Genomic DNA, 23,714 nt, shown 5'->3' with positions numbered 1-23,714 from the left:
AGGGTAAAAGGTTATCAAGAATCAGGCCCTATGCCTGTTTTCAGCAAGTGCGGATTTTCAGGTATAACATCGTTCTATCCCGTGCGTAGAAAAATACGCCCGGAGTATATTCCGGCTTGGTCGAAAAAACCTTGAACAACAACGAGTGCTCGCCGTTTGCGCCCAAATGGAATTCTTAACCAACTTTAATGTCGAAAAAACCGTTTTCTATTGTAAAAACTGAATATGAGGCTTTGTTTAGCCAAAGATTGCGGTGGGGCGGGTGCTGATCAGGGCCTTTTTAATGCCGGGAGGCCCTTCCCCCTGGTTGCGTCACTTCCATGTGTGTGATAGAATGTTCGCCGAACTGAAAAATCCCCCTTGCCGGCGAATACGCCCCCCCTTTAGTTAGGCATTCTTCACCCTTAGAGAGGTTTATATCCCGCTTTTTTCTCCAAGTCAAGATGTTATCGCATTTTTTTTCTTCATGTGTACAGAATTGTTTCCGGGAGCATGGCGCCTGCGAATCAAATTGGGTTTTGTTTGTGGTTTTTATGTATATATTAGTTTTAAAAATCAATTCTATATTTTGTTGCATGCAGGTTTATGCGGTCAATCGAGCCCTCAAGGGAGGGTTTAACAGGGCCGGCCAATTAAACATGGGCGGGGGTTTTATGAATAATTGCCTAAATGCCGAAGTATGGGGAAAAAATTCCCATACCTTATCTATAGAAAAAGGCGCTTGGGAGTCTAAATAGTTTTCAAAATTTTAACCCCAACAAACCCCCAACAAAGGGCTGTCCCAATCCGGCCGGATGTGCTAAGTTTGAAGCCTTCAAACGAAGCGCCTTGATTCGTTTACCGCACCACTATCCACGCATTTTTTGGAGGGGAAAATGAAAACCAAACCCGTCCCAGACGCCGCTCCCGGAGGCGAGGCTTCCAAGGCCGCTCCCGGAGGCAAAGGCCTATACTGGGGGATTGCAGCCTTCATCCTATTCCCGCTGCTGACCCTGGTGCTCTACCATGGCGTATTGCACGGCCCCATGATCTTCGATGACCTGGCCCAGATTAAGAATAACTTCCCTTTGCAGCAACAGAGTCTTGATCTGAGAAACATCCTGGAAGGCCTGAAGGAATCCCGCCTGGCGGGCCGTTTTGCAGCCAACTTTACCTTAATGATTAACTATAGGTTTGGCTTGCTGGATCCCTATGGCTACCACCTTGTGAATCTGGGCGTCCACGCTGTAACGGGCATTTTGGTTTTTTTCCTGCTCCGGGTGACGTTGCTGCTCTCAGGGACGGGTGAAAACTTCCATGAAAACAGGGCGAATCTGATAGCTTTTTTAGCGGCGCTTCTATGGCTGGTCCATCCCTTGGGAACCCAGACCACATCCTACATCGTCCAGAGGATGAACGGGCTTTCCACCCTGTTTTTTGCAGCGGCGCTGCTATCGTACATCCGCGGGCGAATGCAAAACCGCAGGATTTATTTTCTTTTGTGCGGGCTGTTTTTCGCCTTGTCCCTCGGATCCAAGGAGATCGGCCTGGTTCTGCCCGTGATCATCGTAATCTACGAATGGTATTTTTTTCAGGATCTGGATCCCGCATGGCTGAAGCGCGGCCTTCCCTGGTTGGGCGGGGCCGTCCTGCTAGGCGCCCTTGCCGGGTTCGTCTATTTTGACTTCCATCCTGTTCAGGGAGTCATGAACTATTACGGAATTCGGGATTTCACCCCCATGGAACGGATCCTGACCCAGTTTCGGGTGGTCCTGATGTATCTGACCCTGATTATCCTGCCTCTTCCCGGCCGGATGAACCTGGAGCATGACTTTCCCCTGTCCCATTCCCTGTTTGACCCCATAAGCACATTCATTTCCTTGCTCATCATCCTGGGGCTGCTGGGCGCGGCCGCCGCCTTGGCCAAAAAGCACAGAATCGTGAGCTTCGCCATTCTTTGGTATTTTGCAACCCTTGCTTTGGAGTCCTCATTCATTCCCATTGAACTGGTCTTTGAACACAGGACCTACCTGCCGTCCATAATGGTCATCCTGGCCTTGACGTTGCTTCTCTTTCAGGCTCTGTCAAGTCCGAGGAGCGCGGTCGCGGCGTGCGTCTGTGCGGCTCTCTTGCTTTCCATAGGCACGGTGTACAGAAACCGCGTCTGGGCCGACAACCTGGTCCTCATGGCCGATTGCTTGAAGAAGAGCCCCAACAAGAGCAGGGTGCTGCAAAATTACGCCGTGGAGTTGAGCGACGACAAGGTGGGCAGATACGGGGAGGCGGTTGTTTATTACCAGCGGGCTTTGAGGCAAGACCCGGACAACGCCAAATGCAACATATTTTTAGGGGCCTTGATGGCGCGTCTGGGCATGCTTCATCAGGGGGCTAAATATATTCAACGCGGCCTGACACTGGAGCCCGATAATTACAAGGGGCTTTACCAAATGGGAATGTTGCTCATGCGGGCCAACAAGCCGGAGGAAGCCCTCACTTACTTTAACAAGTCCGTGGAGTTGGAGCCCAGATACGCCCCTGCGGTCCACAACCAGGGCCTGGCCTATCAAGTTCTTGGCGACCAGCAAAAAGCCCTGCAATGCATCAAACGATCCATTGAATTAGCGCCCACCGATCCTCGCGGACATCATAATTACGCCATGCTGCTGAAGAAAATGGGCGACTATGAGGGGGCCAAACGCCACCTTTGGCTGGCTTTGGAGTTTGCGCAAAAGCAGGGGATGGATAACAACGTCTCTCAGGCCCGCGCTGAACTAAAAGCATTGGAGGGCCGCATATGAATACGCTGAATGAACGCAACATGTCCGGTTCCGCGGGAGACGCCGGCTTAGGCAAAGATCTTCTCGGCGCAAACGAGATGATTTGGCTGGCCGTTTTACTCGCCGTCTGTTTTTGGTTGTATTGGCCCACACTCACAGGGCCTTTTATTTTTGATGATATGCACAATATTCAATATAACCAGGACGTACAAATCAACTCCGTTAGTTCAGAGGCCCTGATGCAGGCCGCCTTTTCCAACCCCGATTTTTTCCGCCCGCTGCCTATGGCGTCCTTTGGCTTGAATCATTTTTTTCACGGGCTGAATACAAAAGGCTACCACCTGGTCAATATTTGCATTCACTTCCTAACCGGGGCCTTTTTGTTTTTGTTTTTCCGGCAAATGTTCATGCTGCCTTTTTCCGGCGTTAAAATGAAAAATGCGACCCTCCCTGCGGCCCTGGCCGCTTTGCTGTGGATGGCGCATCCGGTCCAGACCCAAAGCGTTGCATACATCGTCCAACGCATGAACGCCATGGCCGGCATGTTTTTCATCCTTACCCTGCTGCTTTATTTATACGCCAGGACAAGCACGGATAAGCGGCGGGCGTATATTTTGTTCGGGCTGTGCGTACTCTCTGCATTTTGTGCGTTAGCCTCCAAAGAAAACACCTTGGTACTGCCGGTGATCATTCTACTCATGGAATGGTTTTTCTTTCGTGACTTGTCCAAGAACTGGCTGACGGGAAATTGGTGGAAGATCATCCTGGGTCTGGCGGCCTTCGGAGCCCTGGCGTGGATGGCCGTGGGCGAAGACGCCGTGGGAATGTTGAGCGAAACCTACGCCAGCCGGGAGTTTTCCATGTGGGAAAGGGTGATGACCGAATGGCGGGTGGTGGTGTGGTATATAAGCCTGCTGGCGGCGCCTTTGCCTTCCCGCATGACTTTGCTGCACGATTTTCCCATCTCCCATTCCTTGTTTTCCCCTTGGCAGACATTGCCTGCACTGGGAATTATAATCGCCCTTATCGTCCTGGCTATTGCGCTGGCGAAAAAGGAGCGCCTGATTTCATTTGCCATCTTGTGGTTTTTCATAACCCTTGCCATAGAATCATCCGTCATTGGGCTTGAATTGGTTTTCGAGCACAGGCTCTACGTCCCTTCCATGATGCTGGCGGCGGCTTTGGTTGCTCTGGCCTTCCGGGTTATTGCAACGCCTATGGCTGCGGCCCTTATAATCTTATGCCTAACAGCGGCCTTTGGTTGGTCGGCCTATGAGCGAAATACGTTATGGGGCGATGGCGTGGCTCTGATGCAGGACTGTGCAGCAAAGTTCTATGACGCTCGGCCCTATTATAATCTTGGCCACACCCAGCTCATAACGGGAGATCTGCCAGCCGCAGCCGAAAGCTATAAAAAGGGTTTGCAGCTTGACAAAAGGTGGCTGGATTCTCATTCAGACGGAAAGCCTTTACGGGTAAAGCTGGTCCAACACCGAGTGGGAGTCTCCTATACGGCTTATTCCGCTATTTTATACGAGATGGGAAATATTGAGGAGGCCGTCCAGGGGTACTACAGGGCGCTTACATATAAACCGGACTCCGACCTTGCCTTAAACAACCTGGGACTCATCATGGCGAAAAACGGCAAGCTCCAGGAGGCGGTGGAGTATTATGAAAAGTCCCTGGCCGCCAACCCCCAAAGCGCGGAAACCATGGCCAACATGGGGGACGCTCAGGTCGCGCTGGGAAACCTGGAAAAGGCCAAAGGATTTTACACACAGGCTTTGTCCGTGGACACCGATTCCTTCCGGGTGCATGCCAGCATGGGGAAGCTGCTGATCAACCTGGGCGAGTTTCAGCAAGGCGTAGACCAATTCGCCGCCGCCCTGGCAATCGATCATCAGGATCAGGAAACCCAAAACGATCTTTTGCTGGCGTTGCGAATATTAAACGAGATCGAGCGCCTGGAAGACGCCATACAAACCCAGCCGAACCAGCCTGCCAACTATTTTGCTCTCGCCAAACTGTTGGGGCGTTACAATAAAACGGACCGGGCCGAGCAATTGTGCCTGCAGGGCCTGGAAAAGGCGCCTTCCGACCCAAACGGCCTTAATCAATTGGCTAAAGTCAGGATGGATCAGGGGCGGTACGGCGAGGCGGAAAAGCTGCTTTTGGAAACGGCCCGGGTTTTGGGGGAAAACATCCCCTCCTTGTACAACCTGGCTTGCATGTACGCACGGCAGAACAAAAAGCAGGAGGCCGTCAAATACCTGAAGGCGGCGGTTGACAAGGGCTTTGGTTCGTGGGAATTACTGCAGACCGATCCGGACATGGCTAATATTCGAGACACCAAATTTGTTAAGGACTTGATGCGTCAACAGGCAGGCGGGACCAGCGCAACGGACATGGGTTAATGACTCAACCAAAGGCCTTTTTGGACAGCCCCTGGAAAAACGACGCCGCTCTGAACACAGGGCGGCTCCTTTATCCATTGGCGCTGTGCGCCTTGGCCGCGGCCATGTATTGGCAATGCATTTTTTTCGACTTCGCCAATTACGACGACCTTGCTTTAACAGCCAATAATCCGCTGATCAAAGACTTGAGCCTGGAAAGCCTCAAACGCATTTTCACCTTTTTTTCCCTGGAAAGCTACTATCCCATCCGCCTGCTTTCCATAGCCGTTGACCGGGCCGTCTGGGGCGCAAACCCCATGGGCTATCACCTGACCAACGTGCTAGTCCATATGGCGAACATCCTCATGGCTTTCGGCCTGGCGCGGATCATCGCCGAGCAAAGGGGCTGGGACGGGCGGGCCTCCCGCTTTCTGGGCGTTTTCACGGCCATGCTTTTCGGACTGCACGCTGCTGCGGCCGACACCGTGGCGTGGATTCCCGGCAGAGAGGAACTGCTTATGTTCTTTTTCTGCCTGCTTTGCCTGCGTTTGCACATCCATGCGGATCACTCCCAACGCCCCTTTTTAATCCGCGTCCTGACAGCCTATGCCTGCGCGTTTTCCTGTTTGTCCAACGTGGTGGGCGCCGTGACTCCCGCCCTGGTAGCCTTGTACATCCTGACCCTGGACCGGAGCGGCGGTTGGAAAAAGGTTTTAAAAACAACCTGGTTTTTGTGGATCATCGGAGGGGGGGCGATCTTTATCAAGGCTCTGTCCCTGCTGGCCTGGGACGAATCCAGCCGGACCATGCTTCTGCCGCATCTGCCCTCGGCCTTAAGGTATTTTCACGAAATTCTGGCCGCGCCGCAAATCACCTACAAAGACCCCGTCTCCCTGGCTGAAAAAATCCGGGCCGTCCTGTCCGTGTACGGAGGCAATCTGGGACATGTCTTTTTGCCCCTGAAGATGCCCTGCCTGTACCCGGACGACATCCCAAAGAGCTTTTTCAGCCGACATGTATTAGGCGGTCTGGCCGCCGTGACGGCCACGGGCGCGGCCATGTTTCTTTTGCGGAAAAACAGGATGTTTATGTTCGGTGCAGGATGGTTTTTGATCGCCTTGCTGCCCAGTTCACAAATCCTGCAGCACCACATCCCAAGGGCGGATCGGTTTTTGTATCTGCCTTTGTTCGGATTCGCCCTGGCCTTGTCCTACCTGGCCATGGCCTGGGACAATAAGCGTGACGTCAAACTGGCCAGGATGGCATTGATGGTGTTTGTGCTGTTTTTGGCCGTGAGGGGCGGGCTGCATCTTCCCGTGTGGGAGGACGGCATGGCTTTGTATCAGCACGCCGTGAAATCCTATCCCAACAATTTTCAGGCCCACTTTTTTTATGCACAGGAATTGAAGAGAAAAGGCTTTTACGAAGAGGCCCTGTTGCATCACGCCATAGCCATTAATCTAAGGCCCGGAGAAAAATACATCTGGCATCCTTATTATGAAGTGCTGATCGACATGGGCAGGCTGGACGAGGCGGAGGCCATCGCCCAAAAAGCCGTCAAGGACTTTCCCCAGGACGCCCAGGCCCACAACAATCTCGCAATCATCCTCTCGGCCCGCGACAAAGCAGACCAATCCCTGGCGGAATTCGAAAAAGCCGTGGCTTTGGATCCTCACAGCACTATCATGCGGGAAAATGCGGCGGACGAATACGCCCGGAGGAATCAGCCCGAGAAAGCCGTCCATCACCTGCGGGAAGCCCTGAGAATCAGCCCGCGCACCGCCATACTGCATCTAAGGCTGGCCATTGAGCTGGAAAAACTGGGAGACGTTTCCCGCGCGATCCATCATTACAAGGAAGCAAAGCGGTACAACCCCACCTTTGTGGGCGTGGACTTTCAAATAAAGCGCCTGCTCGACAAAACCAGCCGCTCAAACTAAATCCTTATCAGCGGCCGGCAGGGCGCAAGTAAGCGCCCCAATAGCCAAGACCCACAAACACCACGCCGCCAATCACGTTGCCGATGGTCACCGGAATCAGGTTTTTAAAAACAAAGGCGGCCCAGGTCAGCGTGTTCAGGTCAACTCCCTTGGGCGCAATCCCGTACCAGTCGCTAAGCAGGATGCCTGCGGGGATGAAATACATATTGGCGATGCAGTGCTCGAATCCTATGGCCACGAATCCCATGATGGGAAAGAAAATGGCGAAAATTTTTCCGATGGTCTGACGCGCGGACAAAGCCATCCAAACGGCCAGGCAAACCAGCCAGTTGCACCCGATGGCCCGAACGATGGCCTCTCCGAAATCCAGGCTGACCTTGGCGGCGGCTGTACTCACCGCCGCAGCCCCAAGGGCGCTTCCGCCCGTCTTCCACAGTCCGGAAAAAAGAAACAGCATGACCAGCAGGATGGAGCCCGCGAAATTCGCCAAATAGACTATGCCCCACTTGGCCAGGACCTTGCGCCACGTCACCTTTCCGCTCATGACGCTGGAAACCATCAAGTTGTTGCCTGTGAACAATTCGCCGCCAGCAATGACCACCAGCATAAGGCCCAGGCTGAAAGCCGAGCCCGTGACCAGTTTTTTCAGGCCGATGCCCATGGACGGATTCATGTCAAACGAAACGGTGGTGGCTAAAAGTCCTCCAAAACCAATGTAAGCCCCAGCCATCATGCCCAAAACAAACAAGGATTTCCAGGCGGAGGTGGCCTTTGCCACGCCCACGGTGTGAGCCACGGTTTCGGCGATGTTCTTCGGCCCCTTGTCGTCCAGCATCTGGGTGGGAAAGTCTTTCAGGATGCTTTCAAACCGGCCGAGGGCCTTTTTCTCCCGGCCCAGTTTGTTGGCGATGGCTTTGTGCACGGTGGAGGCGATTTCCTCCGGCGTGAAGGGTTTGGCCTGGTAATCCATGGCGCCCCGCTTCATGGCTTCCGTGGCCCTGTCCACGGATGGGAACCCGCTGATCATCACCACCGCGGATTCGGGCGCCTCGTTTTCCAGCCTCGCCACCACGTCCAGGCCGTCCAGTTCCGGCATTTGCCAATCGCAAAGGATCACCGTGTAAGGCTTGGCGGCCGCCAGTTCAAGCCCTTCCAGCGGATTGGTGGTTGTGGTCACCTGGAACCCTTCTTCCGTGAATATGCGCTGACAGGAGGCCAGCACCGCCGGGTCGTCGTCAATGATCAACATTGTTTGCGCCATTTGTCGTTTTCCTTTAATATTTGGTTTACATTCATTAAAGTTGTTTTTTATACCCCCTCAATGGCCCTTAGCAGCTCATCGGGAGTGAACGGTTTGGCAATATAATCGGTCACGCCCAGGCTCGACCCTTCATCAATGGTCTCCTGCATCAGGTAGCCCGTCATGACGAGGATAGGCATTTCCGGCCTCGCTTTCCTGGCGCGCCGGATCATTTCAAAGCCGTCGGCGCCAGGCATTTTGATGTCCGTGATCATCAGGTCGAAAGATTCTTCGCTTAGAATGGACTCCCCCTCGTCAACCGTATTTGCAACGCGGAGTTCGTGCTTTTCCGCTTCCAAAATTCTGCGGCAGCTCAGGATGATAATGGGGTCGTCATCGACAATCAGTATCTTCATAACAGTCCTTTTGGTTTATTCCGGGTTGTCCGCCATGGGCAGCCAGATGGTGAAGGCGGTTCCTTCCCCGAGCGTGGAATTGACGGAGATCGAACCTCCATGCCTCTGGATGATGCCTGCAGAAACGGCCAGGCCCAGCCCCGTTCCCTTGCCCACCTCTTTGGTGGTGAAAAAGGGATCGAACAACTTGTCCATATGCTCCGGTGCAATTCCTGTTCCAGTATCGGAGATTTTTATCTCCACGCCGTTGGCGTTCTCCAGACTCGCCCTTTTGGTTTGTATAGAGATTTTTCCTCCCGAGGGCGTGGCGTCCAGGGCGTTGATGATCATATTGATGAGCACGCTCTGGCACTGATTGTGGTCCAGGGTGAAAAGGGGAAGATCGTCGTCGCCCCTGAAGCTCAGGCTCACTCCTTTGATAAGCGCTTGGTTTTCAAGGAGCTTGACGCTTTCCTGTATAAGGCCATTGACGTCCAGACTCTCGGGCGTCAGGGCTGACTGGCGCGAAAAGTCCAGAAGGCTTTTCACGATTTTCCTCACGCGCTCCGTCTGGGACGCTACGGTTTCCAGGTCCGAGCGCACTTCGCCGGGCAGATCGGTTCTGCGGAGAATCATATGGGTAAAGGTCAGGACCGCGGTCAGCGGATTGTTGATCTCGTGGGCCACCCCGGCGGCCAGTTTTCCAACGCTGGCCTGCTTTTCCGATTGAATCAGGCGGATTTCGCTCTGGGCTTTTTGGCTTTCCTCCCGTTCCTTCAAAGCCGTGGTCATTTTGAGGAATTTTCTCTGCAACTGGCCTATGTCGTCTCTGGAAATCGGGCCGATATCCGGGGTGAAATTGCCCCGGGAGATCTCCGCACTCGCCTGAATCAAATGACTCACCGGCGCCATGATTCTTCTGGTGATCAGCCACCCAAGAATAATGGCGATAGCGGCGCTCGCCAGAATGATTTTGACAAACACGCTGATGGCCTTCGTCCGGATGTCATTGTATTTGGCCTCGAGAACCCCCACGTAGAGCATGCCCACCCGGCGCCCCATAATGTCCGTCAGAGGCTCGTACGCGGTGATATACCATTCATCAAGCACCTTGGCCCGATCGGTCCATTTTTCCCCTTTGCCCAAAACCCGGCTGTTGACTTCTTCAGAAGCGAATGTCCCAATCGCCCGATTTCCCTCGGTATCCTTTACGCTGGTGGCCACCCGGAGATTTTGATAAAAAATGGTGGCGGTCCCGACGCTCCGTCCCTTGTACTTTTCGTTCTTAAAAACCGTTTCCCCGATTTTATCCACGATCTGCGTGTCTTTATTCAAAAGGAAGCCGCCGTATATTACGCCGGCAAGACGGTCGCCGGAAAAGACGGGCGCAGCGGCCCCCACCATGAGCGCCTTGGTCATTTCATGGGGCAGGGCTTCCGCGTCCTCCGGGTTTTTCCTGACCCTGATGGGTGCAAAATGGGCCAGTTCCGGGTTTTCCAGGGCCAGTTCCTGATTATCCATGACAAGGGAGCCTGCCACGGTTGCCTTGCTCTCCAAGGCTTTTACGACCAAAGGATTGGGCGCCGTATTTAGGGCGTCCCCCTGGATTTCCGCTTCGCGCCGGTAAATAATCCTGCCTCGGGAGTCGGATATTCCCAGGATGTCCGGATTGAGTTTCAGGGCCACCGCATTTAGCGCCCTGGCCGCCTCCGGCTTATTGCCGGAAGATAGCGCGTCGGCAAGGCTGGGCGTGGATGCGGACAACTCCAGAGCCAGACGAACGCATTCGATCTGCCGGTCATAGATGACGCGGGCCACATTCAAGTCCTGGCCCACTCTGGCGCCAGCCTCGTTCACCACAGACCGGTACAATAGATTCACCCCGATCATCAGGGAGATGGCGCCGATAAAGAGGGTGATTGCAATCATGCTGGCAATCAGCTTGAACCGCAAGGAATGAATTTCAAAAAATGGGAGTCCCATGGACTTGTCGCCTCAAGTGCTTTGCGTGGTTAAACATATTGACTTTTATGATGATTTAACTTGTTAAATAATGTCAAGGCAACCCATACTGTTGACACGCCGGCGCAAAAAAAGCCTGGGGTGGGCTCTATGCCCGCCATGCCCGATCATCCGACCCTGTTGCATCAGGCCAATAGGCCTGTAAGCGAAAGTCCATGCAATAATCAAGCCTTCTTGTTAAGGATTTCTTGCTTCCTGAATCTGTATTTGATATGGTTCATCCCGAAGTCTTTCTGCTTGATATTATTGTGAATTTATGCCTGCCGCCTTGCATCGAAAGGCATATTTTGCAATGTGTTTCTGTTCTGATTTCAAATGGTTATAATTCAAGCTCAACGCATGGCTTTCTCTCCCGAAAAATTGAGCCGCTAAAGGAAACAGGATCATGCCGGAAACGCCAACGAACCAAACCGCCGCACAAAGTGAAAAAACCAGCCGGTTCGACGTCTTCACAGGGCCGAGAAAGGCCCTGATATTCCTTGCGGTCATGGTATTGGCCGCTTACTGGGCGACACTGTCCGCCGATTACGTGAATTACGACGACATAACCCTCCTGAAAAACAACTACATGATTCAGGACTTGTCGCCGACGGGCGTCAAGACCATGTTCACCCACTTCATGCCTAAAAGCTATTACCCGGTGCGTTTGCTTTCCTACGCCGTGGATTACAGGATTTGGGGGGATGATCCCTTTGGGCATCATGTCACAAACCTTTTGCTTCATGTATTCAATACGGCGCTGGTTTTTTTGCTGTTTCTCAACCTTGCGGGAGAACCCAACAAAAAGAATATATGGAGCGCCTTTGGCGCCGGAGCCTTTTTCGGCTTGCATCCCATCGCCGCGGGATCGGTGGCCTGGATACCGGGCCGGGAGGAATTGCTTTTATTCTTTTTCGGCCTTTGGTGTCTGCTCATGCAAATGGAAGCCGCAAAGGGAAAAAAAACCTCCTTGTATCTGGCCCTGTCCGCAGGAGCGTGTTTACTGGCGTGCCTGTCCAATGTCATGGGCGCGGCCCTTCCTTTTTTGGCTGCCTGGTATATCCTTTATTCTCAGGAGGATAAGAAACTCCGAACCATACTCAGCCGTACATGGTTGTTGTGGATCATAGGCGCGGGCGCCGTGTTCATGAAGATCGCGGCCGAACTGGCCTGGAACTCGCAAACCATGGCGTCCAAAATTCCCCATGTTCCCACGGCTATTCTTCATTTGGGGGATTTATGGTCCCAATTTACGCCTTCCGTGGAGGCGGGGCAGGGGCTTGTGCAGCGTATATCCGTCATTCTCAGCGTGTTCGGCGAAAATGTTGTGCACGGGCTCTTTCCCTTTTCCCTGCCTGTTTTTTTTCCGCCTCGCATTCCGGCATCGCTTATGGATTGGTGCGTACTGACCGGTTTGGGCTTTGTTTTTTGTCTGGGCGTCGCGTTCCTTTTGACAAGACGTAAAGAAATCTGGCGGCTTGGCCTGGTTTGGTATTTGGCGATCATTCTTATGACCTCCCAGATATTCCCCACCTTTGCATGGAGAGCGGACCGGTTTTTGTACCTGCCTCTGGGGGGATTGGCCCTGTCCGCCGGCTGGCTTGCGGGCTGGTTGTTCGACCGTCTGGGCGAAAATAAAAGCGGCGTCGTGTTCCTATCACTTATAGTGGCTCTGGGCGCCCAGACGGTGGTGTACCTTCCGGCTTTCGCCAACCCCATGGCCTTTCATTATTACGCCAAAAGCAACAACCCGGACTACTACCTTGTTTACGAGTACCTGGGGCAGGAGCAAGTCCGTCAGGGCTTGTTCAAGGATGCGCTTAAGCATTACGCCAAAGCCCTGGATTTGGCGCCGGACAAAAATTATTTGTGGGATAAGGTGTTCAAGACGGTCATCATGAGTGGAAAGTTGAAGTACGGCGAGAACCTGGGGGAAACCGCGGTCAGAAAAGATCCGAACAATGCGTATCGCCGCAATTATTACGGGGTGATCCTTTCATTCCAGGGCAAAGACCAAAAAGCCGTCCAGCAATTTAAGAAGGCTGTGGAACTGGACCCTGCAGCCGAGGCGCCTCGCCACAATCTTGGCCTGCAATATTTGGGAATGGGGGAATTGGAAAAAGCCGAGAGACAGTTCCGGGAAGCCCATAAACTGAATCCGTTCAATGCTAAATATTCCTATGATCTGGCCCGAACCCTGGAGCGGCTCGAAAAGAACGAGGAGGCTCTGGAGTATTACTTGATGGCGGCACAGGATCCCAAGAACCTGGAAGCCCGAAAGGCTGCAAACAGGCTCGCGGGCAAAATCCGCCAGGCAGCCCCCTCAAAAGAAGATTAATGCCTCACACCCGGAAAATAACATTTCGCCTCCTGGCCGTTTTTCTGGGTCTGGTCCTTTCCTTCATCGTTTTGGAGACGGCGGCCAGGCTGATCGGACCGGAGTATTATCGGTTCAACAACCGATCCAATGAATACTACACCAATCCAAGGGGATACCACCACATTGTCCGGATGGACGGAGAAACTCCCGTTTACGGCCTGGATTACAACTTCGCCCGGGAAAAGTATCGCCTGCCTCCGGGCGCTCCCAAGAATTACCTGGACGGCAAGCGGTTTGACGCCCTGGGCCTGGGCGATTCCTTCATGACCGGCGCCGGAGTCAAATATGAAGATGTCTGCTTCCGCCGTTTGGAAAAAATGTTTAAGGATGCGGGCCGCGACCTGAAAATTAAAAATTGCTCCGTGCCCGGCGTGAACCTGGGCTTTATTTCAAGTATATGCGCTCACGAGCTTAGCCTCCAGCCTTATCCCCTGGTCATATACGGCTTTGTGTTGAACGACCTGGGCCTGCCCGGGCGGGAATCCATCACAGGCAGCGATTTTATCGACCAGAATAACGGCGAAAACCAATACAATCCCTGGAGGAAGCGCCTGGCTTGCGTCAATCTGGCCGCCTCTTTGGTTGAAAAAATCCGGCTGAACACGCAAACCACCCAGGCCTATCTGGACGCCTATGAACCGGATTACGCAGGGCCGCGCCTGGAGATTTTGGAAAGCATGGCGAAAGAGGTCGAGGGGCGGGGCGGCCGCATGGTTTTGGTGATTTTTCCTTTGCTCTACGATTTTGACAACTACCGGTTTGAAAAATGCCACGCTCTCCTGCGCGACTTTGCAGCAAACAAAGGCATTCCGGTTCTTGATCTGCTTCCCGCGTTTTCCCAACATAAGGCCCATGATTTGTGGGTGAACCCCACGGATCACCATCCCAATGAACTGGCCCACGCCATCGCCGCCCGGGAGATCTTCCGCTTTCTGAACCAGGAAAACCTGCCTCCCAGGTAAAGGCTGAATTTGACCAGCGGGTGCGCAGGGCTTGCCCTGCCCGCATACCGCCTGATGCGATCCTGTTTGCCGTGTGTTTGCAGACCCCCGGCGCCTGCCAAAACGCGCTTTGCGCGTGCAAAAGCGCACCAAGCAGTGCACCAACAATGTTTCATCAAACCGAATTGCTTGAATTTTGCAGGATGTTCGTGGGAGTGTATGCTAAACTATCCCACAGTCATGGGGGGCTCAAGCAGACAAACCAAGGGAGGGGAGCATGGCGAACAATCCACATCAATCCGAATCTCAACCGAAAGAGAACATCTTCACGTTGCTGGAAAGGGCTGAAAGGCGGCCCATGACATTCGTCAGGAACGAGTCCATTTACGAGTTGGAACAATATATCCATGGCTATTACGCCGCGTTGCGCGCCCATGGGATTATAGAAAACGTCCCCTCAATGGACACGCATTTTTGGCATTGGCTGATGTACAGGACAGGTTACGGATCCTGCGTCGGATGGGCGTACGATATCGAGCAGTCAGCGGGGGAGGATGAAAAGCCCCTGGACTTGTTTTTCTTTTTTGTGAACGAGTACAAAAAATTGGTTCCCGTCGTCAAGTCCAGGGTTGAATTAAAAGGGCGCCATAATCCCGCGGGAAAAAAGGTTTTAATCGGAGGGACCGATCTGATGGAAAAGCCTCAATCCATTGAAATCGTGCAATACTCTCCCGCGCCTATTCATTTTTTGAGGTTTTATTATGAGCACAAAATCGAGAATGACGACTTGTTGCCCAAAGACCTTGATAGTTACGAAACTACCATTGAAACGGGCAAATATTGGGTTCAAGACGAGTTTCAGGTGGATGTGAATGAATGGACCGACTTATAGATCGAAGTCAACCAGCTGTTTTTCTATGCCTTTTCCGTTTTCCAGTTGGGCTATGGATTCCATCAATCGCTTGGCGTTGTTGGAGGATTGAAGCAGGTACATGGTTTCCTCTATAGAAGAGTATTCTTCCAGGGATATGAGAACCACCGCTTCTCCTCCGGCTCTAGTAATGATCGTGGGATCATGGTCCTCGCAGACTTCTTCCATTATTCTGCTCAGAGTCCTTTTGGCGTCTGTGAATGTTACGGCTTTCATAAGGCGCCTCCTTTAAACTTACTCTACTCCTTATTTTCTTTCCTTTTCAACCCCAAAACCTTTTGGGCTTCCTGGACCGCGTAGGCGAACAAAGTCCAGTTGGCGCCGGCGATCATGCGGCGGGCGAAGGCGGCTGTGTAATAGGGCGTGAAGTAGATGCGTTTGATGGATCGGGTGCACAAGTCGTCCAGGATCTTCTTGTCTTGGGCCCAAGGCAGGCGCACCCAGGGCATGTCCGGCGCGTGGGGGCTCCACTGGCCCATGAGGTCGCCGGAGGCTTTGGCGATTTCATAAGCAGGCGTGTTGGGGTAAGGCCGCAGCACGGCCAGGTTGGCGGTGGCGGGCTTGTTTTTCAGGATGAACTGAACCGTGTCTTCCACGTCGCCGGGCGTCTCGCCCGGATACCCGATCACCCAGCTTGAGTGGGCGGCGATGCCGTATTTTTTGGTGAGTCGGCAGGCTTCCGCGCTTTGTTCCAGGGTGATTTTTTTGTTCATGGCGTCCAGAATTCTCTGGGAGCCCGACTCCATGCCGAAAGCAACCAGATACACCCCGGCCTTTTTGCCGGCCTTGGCCAGTTTTTCCGTAAATACGTCCACCCGGCTTTTGATGCGAAAGGAGATGTCCAGCCGCTCCTTGACGATCAGGTCGAAAATGGCCAAAGCCCGGTCTTCGTTGACCGTAAAGGTGTCGTCGCAGATTTCCACGTCCCGGATGCCCCGGTCCCTTATGGCGGCCAGTTCCTGCACCACATCTTCGGGCTTTCTGGCCCGGTAATGCTTGCGGAAGTTGTAGCAGAACCCGCACGAGAACGGACAGCCCCGGCTGGTGAACAGAGTGTCCACCGGGCGTTTGCGCACCAGCAGGGAGTGGTAGCGCTTTTTTTCGTAGGCTCGGGCGGCCAGATCCTTGGCCGGCCAGGGGATGGCGTGGACGTCCGGGAATACGTGCTTCGGCCCCTGGACGATGGCGCCTTCCTTACGGAAATACAAGCCGGGAATGGCTTCCAGCCTGTCCCCGGTTTCTATTGCTTGGCACAGCATGGGCAGGGAATCTTCCGCCTCGCCTGTGAGGATGAAATCCGCCTGGGGGAACTGGTCCAGGCATTCCCTGGGAATCGCCGTGGCGTGAGGTCCGCCCAGGATCAACTTGCATTGGGGCGCGGCTTTTTTCGCCAGATCGGCCAGGCCGTAAACCTGGGGCAGTATTTCGGAATATACCGAGATCCCCGTCAGATCCGGCGATATCTCTTGAATCTCGGCGAAAACCGTCTCGTCGCTGAGGCCGAAGGCGTTGGCGTCCAGCACGTGGGGCTCATGCCCGGCCTGACGCAGGGACGCCGCCAAGTATAACAGGCTCACCGGCGGATAGCATTTTTGGGAAATCTCTCCGCAATAGGTGGCCCGGGGATTTATCAGCAAAACTTTCATGGATTTTGTCCGCTTTCAGCGCCAGACAGGCCGCGCAAAAACCAGGGCAGCCAGGGCAGGCCCGCGATCATGGGGATGACGTGGACGAAAAGGCTCATGGCCGCGCCCACGGCGAAAATCGTCCCGGCCGGGGCCAGGCCTTGAAATAAAACCATCAAAGCCGCCTCCCGGGGGCCGATCCCCGCTGCCGTGGGGATGTGCCCGGCAAACACGGCCAACGAGGCGAAGGCGATGAATACGTCCAGGGGCGGCTGCACGCCCAGGGCGACGAACAAAAAATAGCACACGATCAAGGGCCGCGCCTGGAATACAATGCCGTAGCCCATTAAAAACAGCTTGCGCCCAGCCGGGCAGTCTTTAAACGGCGACAACACTCCTTGCGCGAACCGCCCTACTTTGGGATGCAGCTTTACCGCCAGCCCTACGACGGCCCCGTGTATGGACGTTGCAAACACGAAAACGCCGTAGAGCGCCCCCGCCGCAGCTATGCCCAGGGCTTGAGCGGCCGCGCTCTGGCTTTCCATGGGCAGCATAATCAGTCCGGCCGTGAGCCAGAACGCGGAGCCCATAAAATTCAGCCCCCGGTCGAACAAACACGCGCCCGAGGCGTCGCCCAGGGGGATTTTGCTGTATTGCCTAAAAAAGGCGATGTTCAACACCTCGCCCATGTCCACGGGCATTAAGGCCCGCAACGGCCCTGCGCCCAGCCGGATTTTCAAAACCAAAGTCCAAGGCAGGTCAAACCCCATGGCTTTAAGCACCCGCCATAATTTATCCGCCCCAAGAACAATGTGCACAAACAGGGAAAAAATCAGGACCCCGCAGACCAAAGGCAGATTGGCGTTGCGCCACGCCTTCCATAATCCGGCGAAATCCAGGTCGCTGGTTCGGAGCAAGATCCAATACAAAAGGGCCGAAGCCAAAACCGCCGCGCCCACGGACATCCATTGCGCTCGGAATGGACGCGCGCCCTTGCTCATGATTCGCCCATCCGCTTCATGGCTTCCCAAAATAGTTGGGCCGGATATTTCCTCAGATACAATGCAAACCGCAAATCCCGCGTTTGCAAGGCCCTGGCCGCCTGCACGCCGGCCATGACCGGCGCGGGGATTTTTCCCAGCAAGGGGATTTTATTCCCTTCCAGAACCCGTTCCAGCATGGGCGCCGGGATGAAAGGCAGCATCTTGTACAGGGCGCCGAAGCCCGCCGCCAGTTCCTTGTTTCCGGGATCGCCGAATTGCTGATCGTAAAAATCGCTGCCCACGCCTCGATGCAAGGCCGAAGCGTCTTTTTGCGTCAACAATCCCGCTTGCACGCCGGCGTCCACAATGGGCGCGCCGGGCAGGTACACCAGATAATGCACTTTGATGCGGTTGAGATACTTCAGCTTTTTATACTCCCTCGCTCCCAACACGTGGTCGTTTGCGCTTTCGCCGGGCAGGTTGAACATGTGGTCCACGTCGTAGCGAAGCCGCCAGGCGTCGCACAGCCCAAAGACCTCCCGGGCCTGGGCGTTGGTTTCCTTGCGGTTTAAAACGTCCCGCCGGATGGCTTCGTTCCAGGTCTGGAGGCCGAACTCAATGCCGTAGCATCCGCCCTGCTTCAGCAGCATGGCCGTGTTTTCCGTAAAGCCTGAAATGGTGCAAAAGCATTTGAACGGCAGTCTTATGCGGCTTTTGTATTCCGCCATGAGCCGGGCCAGCCAGTCCTCGTCGCCCGAAAGATAGGAGTCCTTGAAGATGACCTCACGGAACCCGTATTTCGCCCTGGCCGCCGTCAACTCGGCCATGACCGATTCTACGCTTTTTCGTCGGAAATACTTGGGCCCGCATTTTTGCTTGATGCAGGTTTCCTCGCAATAGGTGCACGAAAACGGGCAGCCTCGGCTGACCATGGCGGCGTAGCTGTAATCGTGCTTTTCCCGGGGGGCGAACAGATCCTTGTCCGGCAGGGGCAGGGCGTCCAGGTTCACCGGAGGTCCGGGCGGACTATTTATGATGGCCCCGCCATCCTTCCGCCAAAGCCCCGCGATATTTTCCGGGCTTTCTCCCTTTTCCAGGGCGTCCAGCAGGGCTGGCAGCGATTCTTCCGCCTCCCCCTCAATCACATAGTCCACGACGTCCCGCCCGAGGACGTACTCAGGCGACAAGGTCGGGTGCAGGCCTAAGAAAATTACAGGCGCCGTTGACCTCTGCTTTACCAATCCGGCGGTTTTCAGGCAGAAGTCCAGGGTGTTCGGCAGGGCGGAAAAGACCGCTGCGTCCGGTTTGGCTTTCAGGATTTTTTGGGCGATTTTCTCGGAAGATGAAAAACGCTTGGCCAGGGCGGGGATTTGAAACACGTTGTCGGTGACGCCGAAAGGATCCGGGTCGTGAACCAGACTTACCCGGCGCCCGCCCGCCTTCAGGACGGCGGCCAGGGTTTCCAGGTCCAGGGCCTGGCGGATCACGTACCTTCCCTTATAAACCAAGACAATGTTCATGGCCGTCCGTCAGGATTGTTTTCGAAGTTTTTTCCGTTTTCGCCGGTTTTCCTCGTATGCGACAAAATGCTCGTCCGGCCGAGAAACCGCCTCCTGCCGAAACTGCATTTCCAGCCATGCCAGGAACTTGCGCTTGAACTCGTCAAAGGAGCGCACGGCCAGGGCGTGCTTGAGCAGGAAAAAAGGCCGTGAATGAAACTTTTGGTACGCCTTTTTGGTCAGCCGGTCTATCTCGTCGTTGGAAAGCTCGGTCCAGGGCCTTGGCAAAGGGGCCTCCTCGGCGTTTCCCAAAATGTATTCCTTCCAGTAATCGTAGCCCGATTCCTTGACCATGTCGTGCCACATGCTGGTTAAAGGCTTGGCCGTGGTTTTGGAAAACTGGACGTAATCCAGGCCCAGGCTGGTGGCGAATTTGAGCGTTTCCTTGACGGTCTGCCTGGTCTCGCCGGGCAGGCCGGTCATGAAAAATCCCAGGGTCTTGATGCCGTGGGCCTTGGTCATGTCCACGGACCGGCGAACCTGTTCGATGGTGATGCCCTTGTTCACCCGGTCCAGCATTTCCTGCAGGCCCGACTCGATGCCCAAATACACCCGGCCGCAGCCGGATTCCTTCATACGGGCCAGCAAATCCTCGTCCAAAGAGTCGATGCGCGCCCGGCAGGCCCACAATATATCCAAGTCCCGGCGGATGATCTCCTCGCAAATGCCCATGGCCCGTTTGCGGTCCACCAAAAATTCGTAGTCGAAAATGTCGATCTCGCGCACGCCGTGAACGTCATAGCATTCCTGGATTTCGTCCACCACGGTCTGGATGCTCCGGGGATTGTACGGCGTGCTTCTGGCCTCGCAGAACAGGCAGTTCATGGGGCAGCCCTTGCTGGTGACCATGACCGTAAAATTTTTCCGCTCCGTGGGAAATTCCGCGTACAACTCGTTGGGCAGCAAGTGCCTGGCCGGGTTGGGATAATCGTTAAAATGGGGCTCCGGGCCGTATTCGGTTTGGATCACCTTGGTTCCCTGCTTGTAAATCAGGCCGGGGACGTCGGACAGGTCATGGTTATTTTCCAGGGCTTCCAAAAGGCCGGGGACCGTATAGTAGGCGGAGTTAAAGCACCCGTAATCGATTTCCGGGGGCATGACCGATTCCTCAGGATACACCCGCAGATTGTAGCCGCCCACAATGACCCGCACCCTGGGCAGGTTTTCCTTGACGTGCCGAATCCACTGGAGGGTCTCCCGGAACATGTAGGTGGTCATCATAAACCCCACCATGTCCGGGCGGAACGCCTTTAGCCGGGCGACCACTTCGTCGGGCGTCAGCCGCAGGGTCCGGGCGTCGATAAAGGTCACCTCATGGCCTGCGCGCTCCGCGATGCCCGCAACCCACGCCATGGACAAGGGCGGAAACAGTCCGAAATAACGCTGCACTATGCGAAGATTTTCTTCGTGCAACTTGTAGGAAAAGGGATTGAAGACAAATGCAAGGCGCATGGACGTCCGTCGTGGCTTGAAGGTTCAACGGCCCTCCGTCCCCCACGGAAAGGCCAGAATTCCGGTTGCACTCCAACCTGATGCCCGGACATTAGCACAGCCTTGCCGGGTATGCAATCAAGGTTGCGTTTGGAATTGCAGGAAAAAGAAAGGGCGCCCAAGGTAACAGGCGCCCTTCAGTTGCGATTATGAAATCATTCCTAATTTTCCACCACAAAATAGCGTTTGCCCGTGCTTCCTGCGTTTCCGGCATCGTCGTAAATGATCCATTCCAGGGAATGGACGCCGTTGCGCAGCCCGGTCAAGTCCAAAGTGCATCCGCCTCCTGCGCCATTGCGGTTGTTCAGCGCGGGAAAGGCTATGGCTGGAGTGGAATTGTATTGATTGTATTCATCCAAATGCCCGATGTACAGCCCGTCCAGATACACGTTGATGGTGGAGCCGTCCGTGGGGATGGTATTGGGCAGGGGCGTGAGCGCCCACCCCTCATGATCGAACGAAGCGCCCGTGTTAGGGTCGGGCATGGACGCCATCATGGGAATGGGCGTTTCAATCCTCCCAAAGGGCGCGGTTGCATTGGCGTTGTCCACGGTCAGGGCCAGGGTTCCTATGGTTGTTTGATTGTAATTCCAGTCCCAGGCTATCACTTCAAGATTATAGGCGCCGTCCGCAAGATTCAGCGTGGACCAGTCAAAATACCATTTGGCATAGCCCGACCCGGGATAATCGGGGTATTGCTTTTCAATGTCCGGCGTGGGCGATTCCAGCAAAAATCCGTAGCCGTAAAAAGTATCGTCGTCCGCATTCCTGATCCAAACGCTTTCAATGCCGCCGTCGTCCACAGCCCAGCCGAAAATGGGAACCACGCCGGACACCGTGGAGTTATTCGTTGGCTCCTCCACGGACCCCGCCGGCGCCTTCATGACGGATGCATCGGCCTTTTCCACCGTGTATCTTATCTCCTGGGCCTCACCGGCGTCATCCTGTAAGAATACGCTCACAGTGCTGGTCCCGTCCGGCATCAGATAGTAATAGAATTTCACCGTAATCTTTCCGGAGCCCGTCCCGCTTGTGGGAGTGACGGTCACCCAATTAGGCAGGCTGTCCGTGAGAACGGTCCAGGCCGTGTCGGCAGCGTAGGTGTTTATGAAAAAGACCTGAGTGTTAGCTTCCGGGTTGCTCCCTTTTATCAGCCTGGAATTATTGTTGCCTGCGCACGGGACGAATATGCGAACCATAGCGCCAATCAAATTGGGGCCTCTCGCAACAAGTTTGGCTAGTTTGCCTTCACCCTCTGATATCCAATCCCAACTGGGCGCTCCGGGATCCAGAATTTCCCCGTTTTTCAGCTTGTCCAGGTCTCCGTCCAGGCCGTCGGTGAGGGTAAGAGTGGTCACGGCGCCGTTGACGACCGCGTTATTGTATTTCACAAATCCGTCTTCGGTCACCTTGTAATATTCAGACCCGGCGGGAAAGGCCGTGGGAAACGTGATGGTCGCGGTAATGGTCTCGCCCAGGGTCAGCCCAATGACCTTGAACTTGATGAATCCGTCCGGGAAGGCCACGCCGGGCGGGTAGGAGCTGACGTTCACCTCCTCAATGCTGAGGATGTCTATGGAATCCGGGTCCAGGGTTCCCGTGGCGCCGGTGATGTCTATGATGTACACCTTGTCCCCCTGGGTGACTGTGGCCACTTGCCCGGTTCCATCTAATTCCACAATAACGGGAATTTTGTTGACGCCGGCCGCGTTTTTTTGATCCTGCGGCAAAGGATAATCGTCATCATCGTCAAAAGGGCATCCCGAAAAAATGACGATAAACAATAAAAAGGTTATTAATATCAAGTAATTGTGTTGTATCAAGGATTTTCTAATAGCGGCCATGACTCCTCCTGTCCGGCGCTCTTCACCGCCTTTTCAGCGGAAAAGTCGCCCTCTTCCAGCAGTGTTATAAGTTATTTCTATTAAGAAAATTATAATAAGGATTACCAACCCGCGGTCAATTTGAGAGAGTGCTCATCCTTTGTCAATGAAATACATCACACTTGGTCCGATTTTATCATATTTTCATCTGCCCATAGCTCGATATAGATGGAATGGCAGAATTCCTTCTTGCAGTTGGCGCCCTATGAAAAAAACTATTTTGATTCCAACCATCCCTTTTTGATACAATTTCAAGCTATACCACCGCCGTGCAGCAAACAACCCACTAACGCAACTCTCGCCCAGGAGGTTACCCATGAAAAAAGTCGTGATCGCCGTATTGCTTTTTGGACTCCTGGCCTGCCCCTTTGCCTGGGCTTCCGAGGACAGCGCCCAAACCCGTCCCCTGGAAAACAGCCTGTTGAACGCCTTTACCAACCTGCTGGACCTGCATATTTCCAGCATTACGGCTGACCTGGACATGCTGGCGCAAACCAATCAGGTGCGGTCCGGCGAGTGGGAGTCCATGCGTCCGCTCATTACTGCCTATCAGGAAGCCCACCCCCATCTGGTGGTTGTGTTTATCAAACCGGACGGCGAGTATTGGACCCCTGAAAAGGGCCTCGTGGATAAAAACCTCAAGGATCGGGATTACTTTCAGCCGCTCATGAATGGGGAAAAAATATTCGCCCATCCCCTGGTGAGCAGAAGCACCGGAAAAAAGGCCGTCTTTTGCGGCGCGCCTGTCTTGGATGAAGACCGCGTCGTGGGCGCGGTGGGAGTTTCCATCTTTCTGGAGGATCTTTCCGAGATTATCAAAAAGAGCTTTGACCTGCCTAAAGGCATGCATTTTTTCGCCATGACCCCGGAATTGAACACCGTGATTCACTATATGCCCCAGAAAATTTTTGCAAACCCGGAAAAGCAAAATGAACCCACCATGGCCGCGGCCATGAAAACCGTCCGCAAAGAGGCGAAAGGCCAGGTGGAATACTCCTGGAAAGGCGTTCCCAGGACCCTGATTTTTCAACGGTCCCCAATAACCGGCTGGATATGCTGCATGGTGATCGTCCAGCCTTGATGAGGGCGTCGGCTCAATAAGCAGCTATGGATTTTTATTGACAAGGGATTGTTGTTCCTGTAGGAAACTATAAAACTAATTTAGTTTTATGTGTCCGGCTGGCGGCGCGGCCTGT

16 protein-coding genes are annotated in these 23,714 nt (G+C 54.2%); 7 read left to right on the top strand and 9 right to left on the bottom strand.

The features are described from left to right. Positions 1–875: 875 nt before the first annotated feature. The 3 genes from G491_RS0119325 to G491_RS0119315 are packed head-to-tail and all read left to right on the top strand — an operon-like array spanning position 876 to position 7,089. On the top strand, positions 876–2,777 hold the full coding sequence (locus G491_RS0119325; RefSeq protein ID WP_028315745.1) for a tetratricopeptide repeat protein: 1,902 nt from the start codon (positions 876–878) through the stop codon (positions 2,775–2,777). Next, positions 2,774–5,170, top strand: a complete 2,397-nt coding sequence (locus tag G491_RS0119320; RefSeq protein ID WP_028315744.1) for a tetratricopeptide repeat protein — start codon at positions 2,774–2,776, stop codon at positions 5,168–5,170. The genes G491_RS0119325 and G491_RS0119320 overlap by 4 nt, the downstream gene beginning before the upstream one ends. Then, entirely contained in the window at positions 5,170–7,089 is a 1,920-nt protein-coding gene (locus G491_RS0119315) for a tetratricopeptide repeat protein (protein WP_028315743.1), read from the top strand. Before G491_RS0119320 ends, G491_RS0119315 begins: the two co-directional genes overlap by 1 nt. A gap of 7 nt (positions 7,090–7,096) precedes the next feature. Here G491_RS0119315 and G491_RS0119310 read toward each other — a convergent pair whose 3' ends face one another. The 3 genes from G491_RS0119310 to G491_RS0119300 are packed head-to-tail and all read right to left on the bottom strand — an operon-like array spanning position 7,097 to position 10,707. Further along, positions 7,097–8,350, bottom strand: coding sequence for a formate/nitrite family transporter (locus tag G491_RS0119310; protein WP_051327387.1), 1,254 nt, complete (start codon positions 8,348–8,350; stop codon positions 7,097–7,099). 47 nt (positions 8,351–8,397) lie between these two features. Beyond that, complete coding sequence (locus tag G491_RS0119305) at positions 8,398–8,745, bottom strand: response regulator (protein ID WP_028315741.1); 348 nt, start codon at positions 8,743–8,745, stop codon at positions 8,398–8,400. Positions 8,746–8,760: 15 nt separating this feature from the next. Further along, positions 8,761–10,707 (bottom strand): sensor histidine kinase, encoded by a 1,947-nt coding sequence (locus tag G491_RS0119300; protein ID WP_035219526.1) that lies wholly within the window; start codon positions 10,705–10,707, stop codon positions 8,761–8,763. Positions 10,708–11,131: 424 nt separating this feature from the next. On the opposite strand from G491_RS0119300, the gene G491_RS0119295 reads away from it, so the two are divergent. From G491_RS0119295 to G491_RS0119285, 3 genes are all read left to right on the top strand, one after another. Beyond that, on the top strand, positions 11,132–13,063 hold the full coding sequence (locus G491_RS0119295) for a tetratricopeptide repeat protein (RefSeq protein ID WP_028315739.1): 1,932 nt from the start codon (positions 11,132–11,134) through the stop codon (positions 13,061–13,063). Continuing rightward, positions 13,063–14,067 carry an SGNH/GDSL hydrolase family protein gene (locus G491_RS0119290; RefSeq protein WP_028315738.1) on the top strand — a complete coding sequence of 335 codons (1,005 nt, stop codon included), beginning with the start codon at positions 13,063–13,065 and terminating at the stop codon, positions 14,065–14,067. Before G491_RS0119295 ends, G491_RS0119290 begins: the two co-directional genes overlap by 1 nt. A 256-nt stretch (positions 14,068–14,323) precedes the next feature. Beyond that, positions 14,324–14,938, top strand: a complete 615-nt coding sequence (locus tag G491_RS0119285; protein ID WP_028315737.1) for a hypothetical protein — start codon at positions 14,324–14,326, stop codon at positions 14,936–14,938. Here G491_RS0119285 and G491_RS0119280 read toward each other — a convergent pair. From G491_RS0119280 to G491_RS0119255, 6 genes are all read right to left on the bottom strand, one after another. Beyond that, a complete protein-coding gene (locus G491_RS0119280; RefSeq protein WP_028315736.1) occupies positions 14,933–15,193 on the bottom strand; it encodes a type II toxin-antitoxin system Phd/YefM family antitoxin in 261 nt (86 codons plus the stop codon). The two genes, G491_RS0119285 and G491_RS0119280, sit on opposite strands and share 6 nt — an antisense overlap. Before the next feature lie 23 nt (positions 15,194–15,216). Beyond that, positions 15,217–16,623, bottom strand: a complete 1,407-nt coding sequence (locus tag G491_RS0119275; RefSeq protein ID WP_028315735.1) for a B12-binding domain-containing radical SAM protein — start codon at positions 16,621–16,623, stop codon at positions 15,217–15,219. Further along, complete coding sequence (locus G491_RS0119270) at positions 16,620–17,603, bottom strand: lysylphosphatidylglycerol synthase domain-containing protein (protein WP_028315734.1); 984 nt, start codon at positions 17,601–17,603, stop codon at positions 16,620–16,622. The genes G491_RS0119275 and G491_RS0119270 overlap by 4 nt, the downstream gene beginning before the upstream one ends. Beyond that, positions 17,600–19,105, bottom strand: a complete 1,506-nt coding sequence (locus G491_RS0119265; RefSeq protein ID WP_028315733.1) for a B12-binding domain-containing radical SAM protein — start codon at positions 19,103–19,105, stop codon at positions 17,600–17,602. The genes G491_RS0119270 and G491_RS0119265 overlap by 4 nt, the downstream gene beginning before the upstream one ends. A 9-nt stretch (positions 19,106–19,114) precedes the next feature. Further along, a complete protein-coding gene (locus G491_RS0119260) occupies positions 19,115–20,596 on the bottom strand; it encodes a B12-binding domain-containing radical SAM protein (protein WP_028315732.1) in 1,482 nt (493 codons plus the stop codon). Positions 20,597–20,796: 200 nt separating this feature from the next. Then, a complete protein-coding gene (locus G491_RS0119255) occupies positions 20,797–22,479 on the bottom strand; it encodes a choice-of-anchor U domain-containing protein (RefSeq protein ID WP_028315731.1) in 1,683 nt (560 codons plus the stop codon). Between the two features lie 355 nt (positions 22,480–22,834). On the opposite strand from G491_RS0119255, the gene G491_RS0119245 reads away from it, so the two are divergent. Further along, a complete protein-coding gene (locus G491_RS0119245; protein ID WP_028315730.1) occupies positions 22,835–23,599 on the top strand; it encodes a PDC sensor domain-containing protein in 765 nt (254 codons plus the stop codon). Positions 23,600–23,714 lie beyond the last annotated feature (115 nt).

It is taken from the genome of Desulfatibacillum aliphaticivorans DSM 15576 (assembly GCF_000429905.1).
In the GTDB taxonomy this organism is placed as follows: Bacteria; Desulfobacterota; Desulfobacteria; order Desulfobacterales; family Desulfatibacillaceae; genus Desulfatibacillum; species Desulfatibacillum aliphaticivorans.
This window is presented reverse-complemented; position numbering and strand designations above follow the sequence as displayed.

Coding starts and splice junctions, on each gene's coding strand:
- G491_RS0119255 (WP_028315731.1), bottom strand. CDS start 22,479: ATGGCCGCTATTAGAAAATCCTTGATACAACACAATTACTTGATATTA.
- G491_RS0119320 (WP_028315744.1), top strand. CDS start 2,774: ATGAATACGCTGAATGAACGCAACATGTCCGGTTCCGCGGGAGACGCC.
- G491_RS0119300 (WP_035219526.1), bottom strand. CDS start 10,707: ATGGGACTCCCATTTTTTGAAATTCATTCCTTGCGGTTCAAGCTGATT.
- G491_RS0119310 (WP_051327387.1), bottom strand. CDS start 8,350: ATGGCGCAAACAATGTTGATCATTGACGACGACCCGGCGGTGCTGGCC.
- G491_RS0119295 (WP_028315739.1), top strand. CDS start 11,132: ATGCCGGAAACGCCAACGAACCAAACCGCCGCACAAAGTGAAAAAACC.
- G491_RS0119290 (WP_028315738.1), top strand. CDS start 13,063: ATGCCTCACACCCGGAAAATAACATTTCGCCTCCTGGCCGTTTTTCTG.
- G491_RS0119285 (WP_028315737.1), top strand. CDS start 14,324: ATGGCGAACAATCCACATCAATCCGAATCTCAACCGAAAGAGAACATC.
- G491_RS0119245 (WP_028315730.1), top strand. CDS start 22,835: ATGAAAAAAGTCGTGATCGCCGTATTGCTTTTTGGACTCCTGGCCTGC.
- G491_RS0119265 (WP_028315733.1), bottom strand. CDS start 19,105: ATGAACATTGTCTTGGTTTATAAGGGAAGGTACGTGATCCGCCAGGCC.
- G491_RS0119315 (WP_028315743.1), top strand. CDS start 5,170: ATGACTCAACCAAAGGCCTTTTTGGACAGCCCCTGGAAAAACGACGCC.
- G491_RS0119280 (WP_028315736.1), bottom strand. CDS start 15,193: ATGAAAGCCGTAACATTCACAGACGCCAAAAGGACTCTGAGCAGAATA.
- G491_RS0119260 (WP_028315732.1), bottom strand. CDS start 20,596: ATGCGCCTTGCATTTGTCTTCAATCCCTTTTCCTACAAGTTGCACGAA.
- G491_RS0119275 (WP_028315735.1), bottom strand. CDS start 16,623: ATGAAAGTTTTGCTGATAAATCCCCGGGCCACCTATTGCGGAGAGATT.
- G491_RS0119305 (WP_028315741.1), bottom strand. CDS start 8,745: ATGAAGATACTGATTGTCGATGACGACCCCATTATCATCCTGAGCTGC.
- G491_RS0119325 (WP_028315745.1), top strand. CDS start 876: ATGAAAACCAAACCCGTCCCAGACGCCGCTCCCGGAGGCGAGGCTTCC.
- G491_RS0119270 (WP_028315734.1), bottom strand. CDS start 17,603: ATGAGCAAGGGCGCGCGTCCATTCCGAGCGCAATGGATGTCCGTGGGC.